General features: G+C 63.6%; 7 protein-coding genes. 3 read left to right on the plus strand and 4 right to left on the minus strand.

The features are described 5' to 3' along the window. Positions 1-43: 43 nt before the first annotated feature. The gene (locus DOM56_RS19680) at positions 44-295 is read right to left on the minus strand and encodes a hypothetical protein (protein ID WP_157958206.1); all 252 of its coding nucleotides are present in this window, start codon (positions 293-295) and stop codon (positions 44-46) included. 243 nt (positions 296-538) lie between these two features. Here DOM56_RS19680 and DOM56_RS10180 point away from each other — a divergent pair, with 243 nt between their 5' ends. Beyond that, positions 539-8,005 (plus strand): carbohydrate-binding protein, encoded by a 7,467-nt coding sequence (locus DOM56_RS10180; RefSeq protein ID WP_110708677.1) that lies wholly within the window; start codon positions 539-541, stop codon positions 8,003-8,005. Between the two features lie 50 nt (positions 8,006-8,055). On the opposite strand, the gene holA is transcribed toward DOM56_RS10180, so the two are convergent. The 3 genes from holA to leuS form a co-directional block, all read right to left on the minus strand. Beyond that, the gene (gene holA / locus DOM56_RS10185; RefSeq protein WP_110708678.1) at positions 8,056-9,114 is read right to left on the minus strand and encodes a DNA polymerase III subunit delta; all 1,059 of its coding nucleotides are present in this window, start codon (positions 9,112-9,114) and stop codon (positions 8,056-8,058) included. Next, a complete protein-coding gene (gene lptE / locus DOM56_RS10190) occupies positions 9,111-9,599 on the minus strand; it encodes an LPS assembly lipoprotein LptE (protein WP_110708679.1) in 489 nt (162 codons plus the stop codon). Before lptE ends, holA begins: the two co-directional genes overlap by 4 nt. A gap of 105 nt (positions 9,600-9,704) precedes the next feature. Beyond that, positions 9,705-12,275 carry a leucine--tRNA ligase gene (gene leuS / locus DOM56_RS10195; RefSeq protein ID WP_110708680.1) on the minus strand — a complete coding sequence of 857 codons (2,571 nt, stop codon included), beginning with the start codon at positions 12,273-12,275 and terminating at the stop codon, positions 9,705-9,707. A 238-nt stretch (positions 12,276-12,513) separates the two neighbouring features. On the opposite strand from leuS, the gene DOM56_RS10200 reads away from it, so the two are divergent. Together DOM56_RS10200 and DOM56_RS10205 are read left to right on the plus strand one after the other, a co-directional pair. After that, positions 12,514-13,065, plus strand: coding sequence for a zinc ribbon-containing protein (locus DOM56_RS10200; protein WP_110708681.1), 552 nt, complete (start codon positions 12,514-12,516; stop codon positions 13,063-13,065). A gap of 110 nt (positions 13,066-13,175) precedes the next feature. Beyond that, positions 13,176-14,540, plus strand: coding sequence for a hypothetical protein (locus DOM56_RS10205; RefSeq protein WP_157958207.1), 1,365 nt, complete (start codon positions 13,176-13,178; stop codon positions 14,538-14,540). Positions 14,541-14,558 lie beyond the last annotated feature (18 nt).

Raw genomic sequence — 14,558 nt, forward strand, 5'->3', positions numbered from 1 at the left:
ATTTGGTTTCTGGTCCGTTTTTTTCTAGTTTTATGTATTTGTTTCAGTTAGTTATTGGTTCCCTATCTGGCTTTTTCACGTATTCTTTAAAATATGGATCAATAAAAATGGAAATGTTAACCGGCGGGGGCTGCGCATTTTTCATGACAGGCTGGCGTCTGGATTTAATACCTTTTTCTGATATTTCTGGTTGTTGAAAATTTTTGTAATTTCCACTGTTATAGGGCGGCAGGCGAGAAATTGGCAAGTCGATGAAAGTGCGCTGGAAATAGACCGTCGCCAGTGAAAATGCCACGTCTTTCTCGTCAAACTCGTTTCCGGAGTTTGAGAAGTTTCAACTTTGCGCGGACAGCGAGAAACGATAGCTTGCGACCGATAAGACTTTGGTCCTGAGTCTCGTTATTCATATCAACCACGACAGGAACTTCCCGTCAGTCAATTGACGGGACGCCGGCATCGTGTCTGCACGCGCCTGGCGAGCTCCGGTCATCCGAGGCTCGTCACATAACCACCATCACAACGCGTAGGGGCTCTATACATGTTCACGTTATCCATCATCGATGCCCAGACCGGAGCTATCGTCGAGTCGTTGGGGCAGGGTGCGGCCGTGACTCGCGCTCTCCTTGGCGAGGACCACTGGCTCGAGGCGACGCCCATCGGCAGCAGCAGCTTCGATGCCAGCGACGTCGCGGCCGTCTCGCTGACGATAACCGACTCCACGGGCACTCCACTGGAATTGATGGCCACCGAGAGCCCCTACCGGTTCCTCCTGCCCTCGGACCTGGAGCGGGGGCTGACCAATCTGATGCTGGATGCCCAGGACATCGACGGTCAGTTGCTGGCCGGTAGCGAGCAGTCGACGGATATCGAGATCGTCAACGAGCAGGGGTGGTCGGGCAACGTCTTTACCTTGCAGGGTGAGTCGCTGATACCCGACGATGGCACTTCGGTCGCCGATACCGTGATTCGTGACCCAGCCAACCCCGAAACCACGGCCGCCGCCGGGCCCGATGGATTATGGAACGGGTCGAGCGGCCCGGGCTATCTCGACATGGGGGGACAGATAGGGGATGCCGCCCAGTTCGAGGTGCAGGTCGAGACGGCCGGTACCTACGAGCTGGATGTCCGGTATGCCGGCAGCAGTGCCAGCGGCGCCTCGCGTCCGATGTCGGTGCTCGTCGATGGCGTCGCGCAGGGGAACTTGACGTTTCCCTCTACCGGCTCGGGCGTCGCGGGGTGGGAAAACTGGCAGCACGCCACGCTGACCCTGAGTCTGGAGAGCGGGGCCAATGTCATCCGCCTGCAGAACCTGGTGGGGGGTGGGCCCAATATCGATAGCCTGACGCTCACGGCGATAGCCGGGGACGATGCACCGGCGTCACTGATCATCCAGGCTGAAGATACGGAACGGGTTTCCATCGTCGACAGTGGCTCCACCAGCAGCAGCTCACTGACACGAGTGGTGGATAGCGAGCACCCCGATGCGCTCGGCAATGTGGGAGCGGGGGCCCTGGGTGGGGGCTATGTCGATTTTGGCACCGACGCCGGGGACGCGGTCACCTTTCATGTCGAGCCGGATGAGGTCGGCGTCTATAACGCCACCATTCGTTACGTCAACGGCGGCACGGGGGATCGCCCGCTGCTGGTATCGGTCAATGGTGCGGAGCCGACCCTGGTGTCGTTTCCGCCGACCGGTTCCTGGTCCAGCTGGAGCGAGGTCAGCCTATCGGTACCTCTCTCGCAGTCAGACAACACGCTGACCTTGACGCTACCGTCGGTAGCGCAGGGTGGCGTAGCCAATGGCCCCAATATCGATCAGATCAGCTTTGACTATGTCGAAGCGCTCCCGGCGGATCCCACACTGGTGTTCTCGATCGAAGGTGAGGCATTGACGATCGACGACGGTTCATCGGCCGCCGATACCGTGGTACGCGATGCCAGCAACCCCGAGCCGACAGGTGGCGGGGCCGACCGGCTCTGGGGGGATTTTACCGGAACCGGTTATCTGGACATGGGCGGCCAGACCGGCGATGCAGGATCGTTCACGGTCAATGTCGCCAGTGCGGGTACTTACCTGCTGACGATTCGCTACGCGGCAAGCGGTGCGAACGACAGGCCGATGGCGCTATCGGTCGATGGCGATTTGCAGGGCACCATCGCTTTTCCGTCAACGGGACTCAGTAGCGCGGGCTGGGAGAACTGGACGGAGACCACGGTCCAGATCGAACTCGGTGCGGGAGACAATCTGGTTCGGCTCGCCAACATCGGCAATCTTGGGCCCAACATCGACAACCTGTCGATTCATACGCTGCCCGACAGCGGCGATCCGGTTCCGGAGCCGGGAGACCGGTTCGAGGTCAAGATCAACTTCCAGCCCAGTGGGGCGGCAACACCGGATGGCTACATCGCCGATACCGGGCAGGCCTTCGGGCAGCAGGCCTTGCAGGTCAACGGACAGACGTTTCAGTACGGTTGGGTAACCGCGGCATCGATCGCCGACGGGACCGCCAACGGCACGACGCCGATGGCGATCGCCGGGCAGGATGCCGATGCCCTCGGCAACCGTGTCGGCACGCTGCCCGGGGTCGACCCGCTGCAGGCGACCTATGCCGGCTTCGACAAACCCGGATATAGCCAGGCCGCCGGCTGGGAGATCGAACTGGAAGATGGTTACTACGAGGTCACGATCTCCATCGGCGACAGCGGTGGCGCCTACGACAGCGTCAACCTCATCAATGCCGAGGGCGAAGCGTTCAACACGCCCTTCGCCTCGATGCGACCGGACGGCTTCCCGGCGGACGGAGATCCGACCAACGACAGCGACGGCTATCGCTCCAGCCTGGTCACGCGGATCGTTCAGGTGACCGATGGCCGTCTGACCCTGGATTCGATCGGTGTCGGCAGCGACAACACCGAGATCCAGTACATCGAGATTCAGTCCCTGCCGGATCTGACGCCCGGCGACGATCGTGAAGCCCCGGCGGACTATGCCTTCTTCACCGATCCCAGAGCGGTGGCCGGGGTCGGGCAGCAGCAGGTGGAGGTTCATCTCCAGGCCGACGATGGCACCCTGCCGGTCGGTATCGACCCCACCTCCGACTTCTTCATCGGTATCTCGGTCGTGGAAGGGCGCGGCGGTGCACTGCTGGAGAGTCTCAATGACGGTTCGGTGAAGCTCTTCAACACCGTGACCGGTGAGGCGGTGGCCTTCAACATCAACACCACTGGCGGCTTCGACTCGCTGACCATCTCGCCGGTGGAGGCGCTGGACGAGTACACCAGCTACACGCTGGTGATCGATGGCTTCCAGGATCGCGGCGACAACGAGGATCCCAGCGCCCCGACGCGGGAGTTCCAGAAGTTCACCACGACCTTCGTCACCGGCGCCGAACCTGTCGTCCAGGACAGCGAGGTAGGCTTCGATACGAACGTCGAACTGAACGGTGCCGAAGACGGCGCCTATCTGTTCAGCTCCATTACCATGTCTCCCGACTACAGCAAGATCTACGTCTCGACGCTGGGCGGCGAGGTCAAGCGATTCGACGTCGACCCCATCACCGGCGGGCTCTCCAACGAACAGACCCTGGCGCTGGACTATTTCCAGACGGACGCCGGCGCCCGCGGCATCGTCGGCCTGAGCTTCGATCCCACCGATCCCAACGTGCTGTGGGTGACCGACAACTATCCCATCCCGCTGACCGGGCGCGACAACGGCGTGCCGGACTTCAGCGGGCGAGTCAGCAAGATCACGATCGACGACACCGACGCGACGTTCTCCGGTTCGGCGGAAACCTATATCACCGGACTGCCGCGCTCCAACGGGGATCATGTCACCAACAGCCTGGTGTTCCATGCCAACCCGGCGTTCGATGCGGTGACCAACCCCGATGTGCCGCCTTATCTGATGTATGTCTCGCAAGGGGCCAATACCGCCATGGGGGGCGATGATAGCGCTTGGGGGAATCGTCCGGAGCGGCTGCTGAACGCGGGCATACTCGAGATAGACCCCTATCGTGATGCACCGGCGGGGGGCTTCGACGTATCGACCGAGCCGCTGCCGACGGACGGCTCCAACACCCGCTACGACGACGACGACGGCGACCTCAAGAACGGCCCCATCGATATGGGGGGCGGCCAGTTCCTGGTCTTCGCCGAGAACGGTACCGCGACGATGCAGGACGCCAATGGCAACGTACTGATCGACTATTACGATCCGTTCGCTTCGGACGCCGTGCTCAAGATCTATGCGACCGGCATCCGCAATGCCTACGACCTGGTCTGGCACTCGAACGGCAACCTGTATGCGCCGACCAATGGCTCCGCCGCCGGTGGCACCACGCCGGACGATCCCTCTACCGCCTACAACGAGGGGCTGATCAACGTCGGTATCGAGGACGATTGGCTGTTCCGCGTGGAGCAGGGCGGATACTACGGGCACCCCAATCCGCTGCACGATGAGTACATCCTCAACGGCGGTAACCCGACCGCCGGCACTGATCCCAACGAGACGGACGAGTACGTCGTCGGCACGAACCCCGACAGCAATTACCGACTCGACGACGCCTACTCCTTGGGTACCAATCGCTCGCCCAACGGGGCGATCGAGTACACCAGCAATGTGTTTGGCGCAACGCTCGATGGCAGCCTGCTCTTCGTAGAGTACTCCGGGGGCGACGACATTCGATGGATCTCGCTGGATGAGAACGGCAACGTGTCGAGCGACAACGTGCTACGGGACGTGAACGGCAATGTCATCAAGTATGTCGATCCGCTGGACATCATCGAGAACCCGCTGACCGGCCAGCTCTACCTCATGACCCTCAATCGCAGCACGGGTGAGAGCCAGGTCGTGCGCCTGGATCCAGTGCCTGGCGATATCATTGATCCCGGTGAAGGAGATGTCGAATTGACTACTATTGCCACCATTCAGGCCGAGGACGACTCCCTGGCCGTCATCGCCTCCGGCGCCGGTGCCCAGATCGTGATTCGTGATGGAGACACGCCGGAACCCACTCCCACCAACCCACCCTACGGCATCCGGCCGGGCGCCTTCGGGATGGACGGCAATACCGACTATAGCGACGGCACCGTGGGCGGCTACGCCGATTTCGGTTCGACCACGGCCGATTTCATCACCTTCAACGTCGATGTGAGTGCCGCCGACGCTGGCGATGCCGTGCTCAGGGTGCGCTACGCCAACGGCGGAACGGGAAACCGGCCACTGGAAGTCTTCGTCAATGACGAGAGCGTGGGGATCTTCGCCTTCGCGCCGCCGGTCGGCGTCAGCGGCAACGCGGCCTGGAATACCTGGCAGACGCTGGACATTCCGGCCGAACTGCTGGCTGGTGCCAACTCGGTCCGCTTGCAGGCGATCACCAATACCGGCCCCAACATCGATCAACTGGAAGTCCTGATCGAGGACACGACCCCCGGGTACGCGGTCTACGAGGCCGAGACGGCAGTGCTGCAGGGCGGCGCCATCGTCGTGCCCGAGACCCAGACGGACCGCGATGCATCCGGCTCCGGTTTCGTGGACTTCGTCGGCAGCGGTGACCAGAGCATCACCTGGAACGTGGATGTCGACCAGAGCGGTATCTACGAGGTGGCTTTCCGATACTCGCTGACCACCGGTAAAGCCGACCGTCCCTTGGGATTGACGGTCAATGGCGTCAACTATCCGACCGTCAACTTCCCCGCGGAGAGCCAGACGGTGAGCGATTGGGTCTATCAGACGGTCGAGATCAACCTGGCGCAAGGCAGCAACTCGATCACGGTGATCGCCCCCAACGGCGTCGGGCCGGACATCGATTCGCTGGAGGTGCCCGACGAGCCGCTGGCCAATGCCGGCAATGGCGAGATCAGTGTGGTCAGCACCGACCCCGCCTTCTTCAGCGACCGCATCGCCTTCAACTATCTCGAGGACAACGATGCCACCAGTTCTTCGCCGGTACCCCGCGAATACAAGGACAGTGGCTCGGTCATCATCACCAACAACGGCACCGGCGAGCTGTCGATCGGCAGCGTGACGCTGAGTGGTCCCTTCATGCTGGCGGACGCGGATGCGCTGGACGATCTCCGACTGGCACCGGGACAATCCGTCGAAGTGGGCGTGCTCTTCAATCGCGCCGCCTACACGCCACCGGCCAGCAACGCTGCCGACGGCGTGTTCGAAGGCGTGATGACCATTGCCTCGGACGACGTCGACCAGCCGGTGACCGAGATACAGCTGGCCGGTTTCTGGGCCGCACGGGACGAAGGTGGCTGGGAGCCCAACCTCAACGAGATCTGGAGAGTGTTCGGTTTCGGCAATCACATCGATGGACTGTCGACGCTGGATGGCGGCGGTCAGTCGGTATTGCAGAATTTCGATCTCTATCAGGCCGTCAACGACCAGGAAGTGCTCTCTCGCTACTGGCAGATCGCCGACGGTGTGGAATCGGCAACGGTCACCCAACTGGCGGCATTGCACGGGTACAGCGGGGCGCTGCTGGCGCTGCACGCGCCTGGCGACAAGTCGGCCCGGACCGCGCTGAGCAATCACGATAGCCTCTACAGCCAGTCGTTCCTGCCGCAAGTTGCCAATGGCGACTACGCGACGGCGACTTTCAATCGGGGCCGGATCCCCGATGGCTGGGCCGGCGACGACATCTTCGGTATCTCGGTCGCCAACCTCTCGACCGATCCGTCGCTCAACCCATCCGGTGGCGGCACGCCGCCGGCGGAGGATGCCGGCATCGAGCGTGGCTACACCGTGCGCGTGTTCCAGGCCTACGACACCGCGGGTAACGCCATCGCCAACACCTATTTCGTGGCCATGGATTACACCGGTATCAACTATGACTATAACGACAACGTCTTCCTGATCGAGGGCATTCAGCCGGCAACCCGAACCCCCTTCAACGAGACCGGTACGCCATGGGCCGTCGATCAGGACGGGCTCACGCTGGATGCGGCGCTGTTCGACGAGGGCGCGCCTCATCTGACCTACGAAGATTCCAGCGAGGTCCAGATGGGGACCAATTTCCGCGAAGGCGGGGTGGACATTCGCGGCAATGGCGATGCCATCGGCTGGATCGAGAATGGGGAGTGGGTCGAATACACGCTGGAAGTGGACCAGGCCGGCGTCTACGATCTCTCTTTCCTCTCGGCACTGGGGGCCCAGACCGGCGCGGCACGATCGATCACGGCCACCTTCGACAACGGTGCCGGCGTCTACGAGGTCGCTACCATCGGTGTCGACTTCACGGGGGGCTGGAACACCTTCGCCCCGACCGACAGCCAGCAGGTGGCGCTGGAAGCCGGTACCCAGACGCTGCGACTGACGTTCAATGGTGGCTCACAGAACCTGGAGTCGTTCAGCCTCGCGCCCGCCGCCCAGTCTGCCTTCAACGCGTCGGGAACGCCGTGGGCCGTCGAGGATGGGCTGACCCTGAACGCCGGGCTCTACGATGATGGCGGCGCCGAGGTTGCCTACCACGACAGCAGCGAGGAGCAGTTGGGCGTCAACGCCAGGAACGAGGGCGTCGACCTGCGCGACAACGGCAACTCGATCGGCTGGATCGCCGACGGCGAGTGGGTGGAGTACACCATCGACGTCGCCGCTGCGGGGACTTATCAGCTCTCGTTCGCGGCTGCCACGATGTCCAACGGCCGCACCGTCACGGCCAGCGTCGAGCAGGACGGCGCCACCTATACCAGTGCCGCCCCCCATGCCGTGACCAACACCGGCGGATGGAGCAACTATCAGGCCAACAACGGCATCGAACTGGATCTGGCGGCCGGCGAGCAGACGCTCCGGCTGACCTTCAATGGGGGCGCCATGAACCTGCAGTCATTCACGCTGACCCCGGAGAACACGGTGGCGACCGCTTCCCCCATGGCTACGAGGATGGCGAGCGAGGACGATTCGAGCCTGATGCAGACCATGGAGTTCGAAGGGTTCGTCTCCAGCGACGACGTCGCCGTGGCCGGTGTCGACCACCCGGATACGGTGGGTGTTGCCTGACGCGCTCCCCGGGACGCCGACAGGCCGGGCACTCGCCCGGCCTGCGGTGGCTAGCCGGGCCGATAGGCGTGGGGCATCTCGGCCAGAATGCCGCGACCGCCGGACAGGGTGAGGGCTAGATCCTGGAGACAGTCCCAGATGGGGAGCGCAATGGCACCCTTGATGGCCAGGTCGATACGCTGGGAGAACAGCAGCAATTTGTGCAGGCGTCGTTGCGGCAGCCGTTTGAGTGCCTGCTGATAGCCGGGACGGCGCTTCTCGGGAATCATCGGTCGTTGAGCCTTGCAGGCGTGCTCCAGGCTCTGGCCCTGATCCAGGTGCTGGAAGATCGACAGCAGAATCCTCAGCTCTCGTGTCAGCGCCCATAGTATGACGGGCGCCTCGATCCCTTCCTGACGCAGCCCGCGGACGATCCGCACGACTCGATCGCGATCGCCCTTCAGGCAGGCGTCGGAGAGCGTGAAGACGTCGTAACGCGCGCTACTCTCCACCCCATTGGCGATGGCGGCGGCATCGAGACGGGCATTGGGGGGCAGCAGCAATGCCAGTTTCTGCAGCTCCTGGTCGGCGGCAAGGAGGTTGCCTTCGGTGCGCTCGCCGAGCAGGCGGGCCGCCTCCATGTCCATCGTGAAGCCATAGCGGTTGGCCCGGTCACGCATCCAGAACCCCAGGCGCTGATGATCCACCGGCCACACCGGAACGAAAAGCCCCAGCTTGTCGAGCGTCTTGAACCACTTGCTCGACTGCGCCTTGCGATCAAGTCGCTGACTGGAGAGCAGCAGTATGTTGTCGCTGTCGCCGGCCTGCTCGGCGTAGGCCTCGAGCGCCTTGCCGCCTTCCTGACCGGGGGACTGTCCTCCGAGTCGAAGTTCGATCAGCTTGCTCGAGGCGAACAGCGAGAGACTGGATGCGGACTCCAGCAACTGCGTCCACTGGAAGCCGGACTCGACGTGCATGACTTCGCGCTCCTCGACGCCTCGCTCGCGGGCGACTCGGCGCACGGCATCGCACGCCTCGAGGTGTATCAGCGGTTCGTCTCCGGCGATCATCACCACCGGCGGCAGGCGCTTGTTAAGCGACTCTTCCAGCTTGTCGGGAAAGACCTTCATGGTATCTCGAGTGCGTCCAGCCGGTCGATCAACTGAGTGGCCGCGTCGCGTCGCAACTGCTCGATGGCATCGGTGCGCGCCTCCTCCCCGGAATAGATGTCATCGGTGGATAGCAGTACCGTCGTCGACACTTCGAGCTGCTGCTGATTGAGCAGGTAGGCGCTGTCCGAGACGCGCTGTACCGAGAACGGGGCGGTCAGGGTGATCGAGGTCTCCCGGCTGCCGGAATCGGATCGCGTCAGTCGGTTCTCGCCGATCCTCTCGTCGCCGAGGTTGAGGCGCAGGTCGGCATTCTCGACAACCCGCGTGCCAGCGCTCTCGAGCGAGCGGCGGACTTCCTCGCTGAACGGGGAGATGTTGGCGTTGAGGCTCAGCTCCTGGATACCCAGGGCCGGCTGATGCAGTCCGCGGAGCTGGAAGCCGCAGCCGGCCAGTACGGTCAGCGATACGGCCATCAGGCCGGCCAGAGCGGTGCGACGCATCATGAAAAGCTCCTGTTTACATGGCGGCACTGCCTTCGCAGTGCCGGATAGGGCCTAGTGTCGCCCCGCGGGGCAGCCGACGCTATCGGAATAGCAGCCGGCGACACTTCAGTTGGCAACGATATTGACCAGTTTACCGGGGACGACGATCACCTTGCGTACGGTCTTGCCTTCGATATGACGCTGGACGTTCTCCTCGGCCAGGGCCATGGACTCCACGCGAGCCTTGTCGGCGTCGGCAGGCACGTCGAGACGCGCCCGGAGCTTGCCGTTGACCTGTACCACCAGCTCCACGCTGGCCTTGACCAGAGCGTCCGCGTCCACCTTCGGCCAGGCCGCGTCGATGACCGGCTCCTGGTGCCCCAGTGATAGCCACAAGGCATGACAGGCATGCGGTGCGATCGGCGCCAGCAGCAACACGCAGGCTTCGATGGCTTCGCGGGTGACGGCGAGGCCCTGTGGCGAAGTGTCGTCGAAACGCCCCAGCGCGTTGGTCAGCTCCATCACCGCGGCGATGGCGGTATTGAAGGTGGTCCGGCGGCCGATGTCATCCCCGGCCTTGGCGATGGTCTCGTGGGTCTTGCGACGCAGGTCCTTCTGGGTGTCGTTCAGCTTGCCGATTTCCAGCGGCTCCGGCGTTCCGGTCGCCACGTGATCGGCGACCAGTTTCCACAGCCGCTTGAGGAAACGGTGCGCCCCCTCGACGCCGGAATCCGACCACTCCAGGGATTGTTCCGGCGGGGCGGCGAACATCATGAACAGGCGCACGGTATCGGCGCCGAAACGGTCGATCATCGCTTGCGGATCGACGCCGTTGTTCTTCGACTTGGACATCTTCTCGATGCCGCCCATCTCGACCGGCTCGCCGTCGCTGGGCAACCTGGCCCGGATCGGCCGGCCCTTGTCGTCACGCTCGACCTCGACGTCTGCCGGGTTGAACCACTCCTTGCCGCCATTCGCGGTGTCGCGATAGAAGGTCTCGGCGATCACCATCCCCTGGGTCAGCAGGCGCTGGAACGGCTCGTCGCTGTGGACCAGCCCCTCGTCGCGCATCAGCTTGTGGAAGAAGCGGGCGTAGAGCAGGTGCAGGATCGCGTGTTCGATACCGCCGATGTAGAGATCCACCGGCAGCCAGTAGTCGGCACGCTCGTCGAGCATCGCTTCCGGGTTGTCGGCGCAGCAGAAGCGGGCGTAGTACCAGGACGACTCCATGAAGGTGTCGAAGGTATCGGTTTCCCGCGTCCAGCCGTCCCCGAGATCGTAGAATGCCGGCATCTTCTTCAGCGGAGAGCCGGAGGCGTCGACCTCGACTTCCAGCGGCAGCGCCACCGGCAATTCGTCGTCGGTCAGCGGCACGGTCTGCCCCTCGGGGCCGTACTTGACCGGAATCGGCGCCCCCCAGTAGCGCTGGCGGGCGACGCCCCAGTCACGCAGGCGGTAGTTGATCTTGGTCTTGCCACGGCCCAGCGATTCCAGCCTGGCCGCGATGGCATCGAACGCGGCTTCGAAGTCGAGCCCATCGAACTCGCCGGAGTTGATCAGTTTGCCGTGCTCGACGAAGGCGACGGCGGAAAGATCCGGTGCCTGTCCTTCGGCGTCGGCGATGACGGGCTCGATCGGCAGCGCGTACTTGGTGGCGAACTCCCAGTCGCGCTGGTCGTGGGCGGGCACGGCCATGACGGCGCCGGTGCCGTACTCCATCAGCACGAAGTTGGCGACGAAGATCGGCACGCGGCGCCCGGTCAGCGGATGAATGGCCTGGAAACCGGTGTCGCGGCCGCGCTTCTCCATGGTCGCCAGCTCGGCTTCGGAGTTGCCGCCCTGCTGGCACTCGAGCAGAAACTCGGCCATGGCCGGATCGCCCCCGGCGGCCAGCTTGGCCAGCGGATGGCCGGCGGCGACGGCGACGTAAGTCACACCAAACAGGGTATCGGGGCGCGTGGTGTAGACATCCAGGTGCTGGTCGAGGCCGTCGACGTCGAAGGAGAGCTCGACGCCGCGGGATCTGCCGATCCAGTTGCGCTGCATGGTCTTGACCTGCTCGGGCCACTCGACCTCGTCGAGATCGGCCAGCAGTTCATCGGCGTAGTCGGTGATCTTCAAGAACCACAGCGGTATCTCCTTGCGCTCGACCCGAGCGCCGGAGCGCCAGCCGCGGCCGTCGATCACCTGCTCGTTGGCGAGCACGGTCTGGTCGACCGGATCCCAGTTGACCGTGGACATCTTCTTGTAGACGACGCCTTTCTCCACCAGCTTGGCGAAGAACCACTGCTCCCAGCGGTAGTAGTCGACGTCGCAGGTGGCGAACTCGCGGTTCCAGTCGTAGGCGAAGCCGAGCGCCTTGAGCTGGCCGCGCATGTAGTCGATGTTCTCGTAGGTCCACTTGCCCGGCGCGACGCGGTTCTTGATCGCCGCATTCTCGGCGGGCATGCCGAAAGCGTCCCAGCCCATCGGCTGCAGCACGTTCTTGCCCTGCATGCGCTGGAAGCGGGTCACCACGTCGCCGATGGTGTAGTTGCGCACATGGCCCATGTGTAGCTTGCCGCTGGGATAAGGGAACATCGACAGGCAGTAGAACTTCTCACGCGCCGAATCCTCGACGGCCTTGAAGCTCTGATGCTGGTTCCAGTATTGCTGGGCGGCGTTTTCGATCGCTTGCGGGTTGTACTGTGCGTCCATCGGTTCGGTCAGGCACCTTGCGTTCGGCGTGTGGGAGCGCCAGAGTCCCCGCGAAAAGCTATACTCATCGCAGACGAAAAGCGCGGGGCCGGCTTGATTTTTCAGGCCCACAAGCATACCCCAGACCCGCTGTTGCAGGTAGGGTCTGGGGGCGAGGCGCTCGCAACGAGGTTCTGCAGCACGCAGCACGGCGTTCGACTGACATCGAACTCCGCCAACGCCAGAGAAGGGGATAGCCATGGATGAGCAACAGCCACGACCCGAATCACGTTCGCGTCTCAGTGAGGCCTACGAACGTATCCTGACTCGCCTCAAGGATGGCGGAGGGGAGCTCTCCTGGGAGAGCTTCCAGCACGAGCTCGACGAGGCGGTGGCGTTCGAGTCCGAATTCGAGGAGTTCACCAAGGACGAGATGGCGCTGCTCCGGGCCTGGGTCGAGCGCGACATGCGCGACTTCCGCCAGTTCCTCGCCAAGGGCGGCGAAGGTGTCGCCACCTGGCTGGGCATCGATCTCGACGTGTTGTCGCGGCGGGTCAGCGAGGCGCTGTTCTCGATCGCCGATCGCACCACCATCGACCGGGAGCGCTTCGACGACGACCTCGAAGCAGCCCGCGCCGACTACACGGCCGGCGAGGTGGCGCTACCGGGACGCATGAGCTGCGTCCACTGTGGCGCGGTGGTCCTGCTCGACCAGGTGTCACGGCTGGATGCCTGCCACGCCTGCGGCCACCGCTACTTCCAGCGTGATTCGGTGGCCGCCCAGTCCGACTCCGATCAGCGGCAGCCGTAAGGGAAGGGGCATCGCCGTACGGCTGGCGCGAAACCGGGGGGCCGGGGAACATTCGGCATCGGCATGAGTCGTAACGGCATTCGACGCTGAAATCGACGAGAGGCCGGATCGTGCCGAAGTCACTACTCAAGTGGCAGCGGGGCCTGCTGACGGTAAGCCTGTTGGCCGGGGCTTGCGGCCCCCTGCAGGCCGATGAGTTGGCCCGGGACGCTGAATCCATGGCGAACGCCGACTGCCCTGGCTGGTTGCCCGAGGCGACGCGCTGCTTTACCGGCAAGGATACCCATGGTGCCTATTACTGGATCGCGATCCCCGACCGCTGGAACCACAAGCTGGTGCTACACAGCCATGGCGGTCCGCGACCCAATGCGCCCCGGCCCGACGATCCGCTCGATATCGATCTACGCCAGTACGACGTCATGGTCCGGGAGGGTTATGCCTGGGCCGGCTCCAGCTACCGGCGGGGTGGCTACGGCGTGCGAATGGCGGCCGAGGATACCGATTACCTGCGCCAGCTTTTCGTCGAGCGCTTTGGTCAGCCCGATCGTATCTACCTTCACGGGCAGTCGTGGGGAGGCAACGTCGCCGCCAAGGCGATGGAGCTCTACGGCACGGATGAGGCGGGCCGGCACCGTTACGATGGAGCCTTGCTGACCAGCGGCGTGCTGGGCGGCGGCACCCAGGCCTACCAGTTCCGCGCCGACCTGCGGGCAGTCTACCAGTACTACTGCGCCAATCATCCCTATCCCGGAGAACGGCAATATCCCTTGTGGGAGGGATTGCCGGAAGGCAGCGACATGACCCCGGAAGCGCTCAATGCCCGGGTCGACGCGTGCACCGGCGCCGGGCTGCCGGCCGAGCAGCGTACCCTCGTTCAGCAGCAGACGCTGAACAATATCGTCGATGTCGTGCGGATCCCGCCGAGCACGCTGAAGGCGCACATGCGTTGGTCGACGTTCCTGTTCCAGGACATGGTCGAGCAGCGGCTCGACGGGGCAAGCCCGTTTTCGAACCGCGGCGTGCGCTACCGCGGCTCCAGCAACGACGATGCGCTCAACGCGGGAATCTCCCGGTTCGACGAGGATGCCCGGGCGGTCGAGAAGCTGGGCGAGGATGCCGGGCTCACCGGGATGACCGATATTCCCACGGTGACCATGCACGCGATCGACGATCCGATCATCTTCGTGGAGAACGAGTGGCTCTATCGGCGGGCACGCGAGGCTAGCGGGACCGCCGACAGCCTGGTCCAGATCTACACCGACGAAGCGGTGCACAGCAAGCTCTCGACGCCACAGTACGCCGCCGCACTGGAGGCGCTGGACCGCTGGGTGGAGCGCGACCGCAAGCCCACTCCCGAGGCGATCGCCCGCTACTGCGAGACGCGGGAAGCCAGTGTCTACGATGGAGGCTGCCACTTCGATACGGATTATGAAGTGGCTGACTGGCGGGCAAGAGTCTATGCCCGCCAGCCGTGAGCGCGCGCTTGCGAGCGA

This window comes from Salinicola sp. CR57 (genome assembly GCF_003206585.1).
Classification (GTDB): Bacteria; Pseudomonadota; Gammaproteobacteria; order Pseudomonadales; family Halomonadaceae; genus Salinicola; species Salinicola lusitanus.

Bases quoted from the DNA above. Each gene is read 5' to 3' on its own strand.
- lptE (WP_110708679.1), bottom strand. From the start codon at position 9,599: ATGATGCGTCGCACCGCTCTGGCCGGCCTGATGGCCGTATCGCTGACC.
- DOM56_RS10180 (WP_110708677.1), top strand. From the start codon at position 539: ATGTTCACGTTATCCATCATCGATGCCCAGACCGGAGCTATCGTCGAG.
- DOM56_RS10200 (WP_110708681.1), top strand. From the start codon at position 12,514: ATGGATGAGCAACAGCCACGACCCGAATCACGTTCGCGTCTCAGTGAG.
- leuS (WP_110708680.1), bottom strand. From the start codon at position 12,275: ATGGACGCACAGTACAACCCGCAAGCGATCGAAAACGCCGCCCAGCAA.
- holA (WP_110708678.1), bottom strand. From the start codon at position 9,114: ATGAAGGTCTTTCCCGACAAGCTGGAAGAGTCGCTTAACAAGCGCCTG.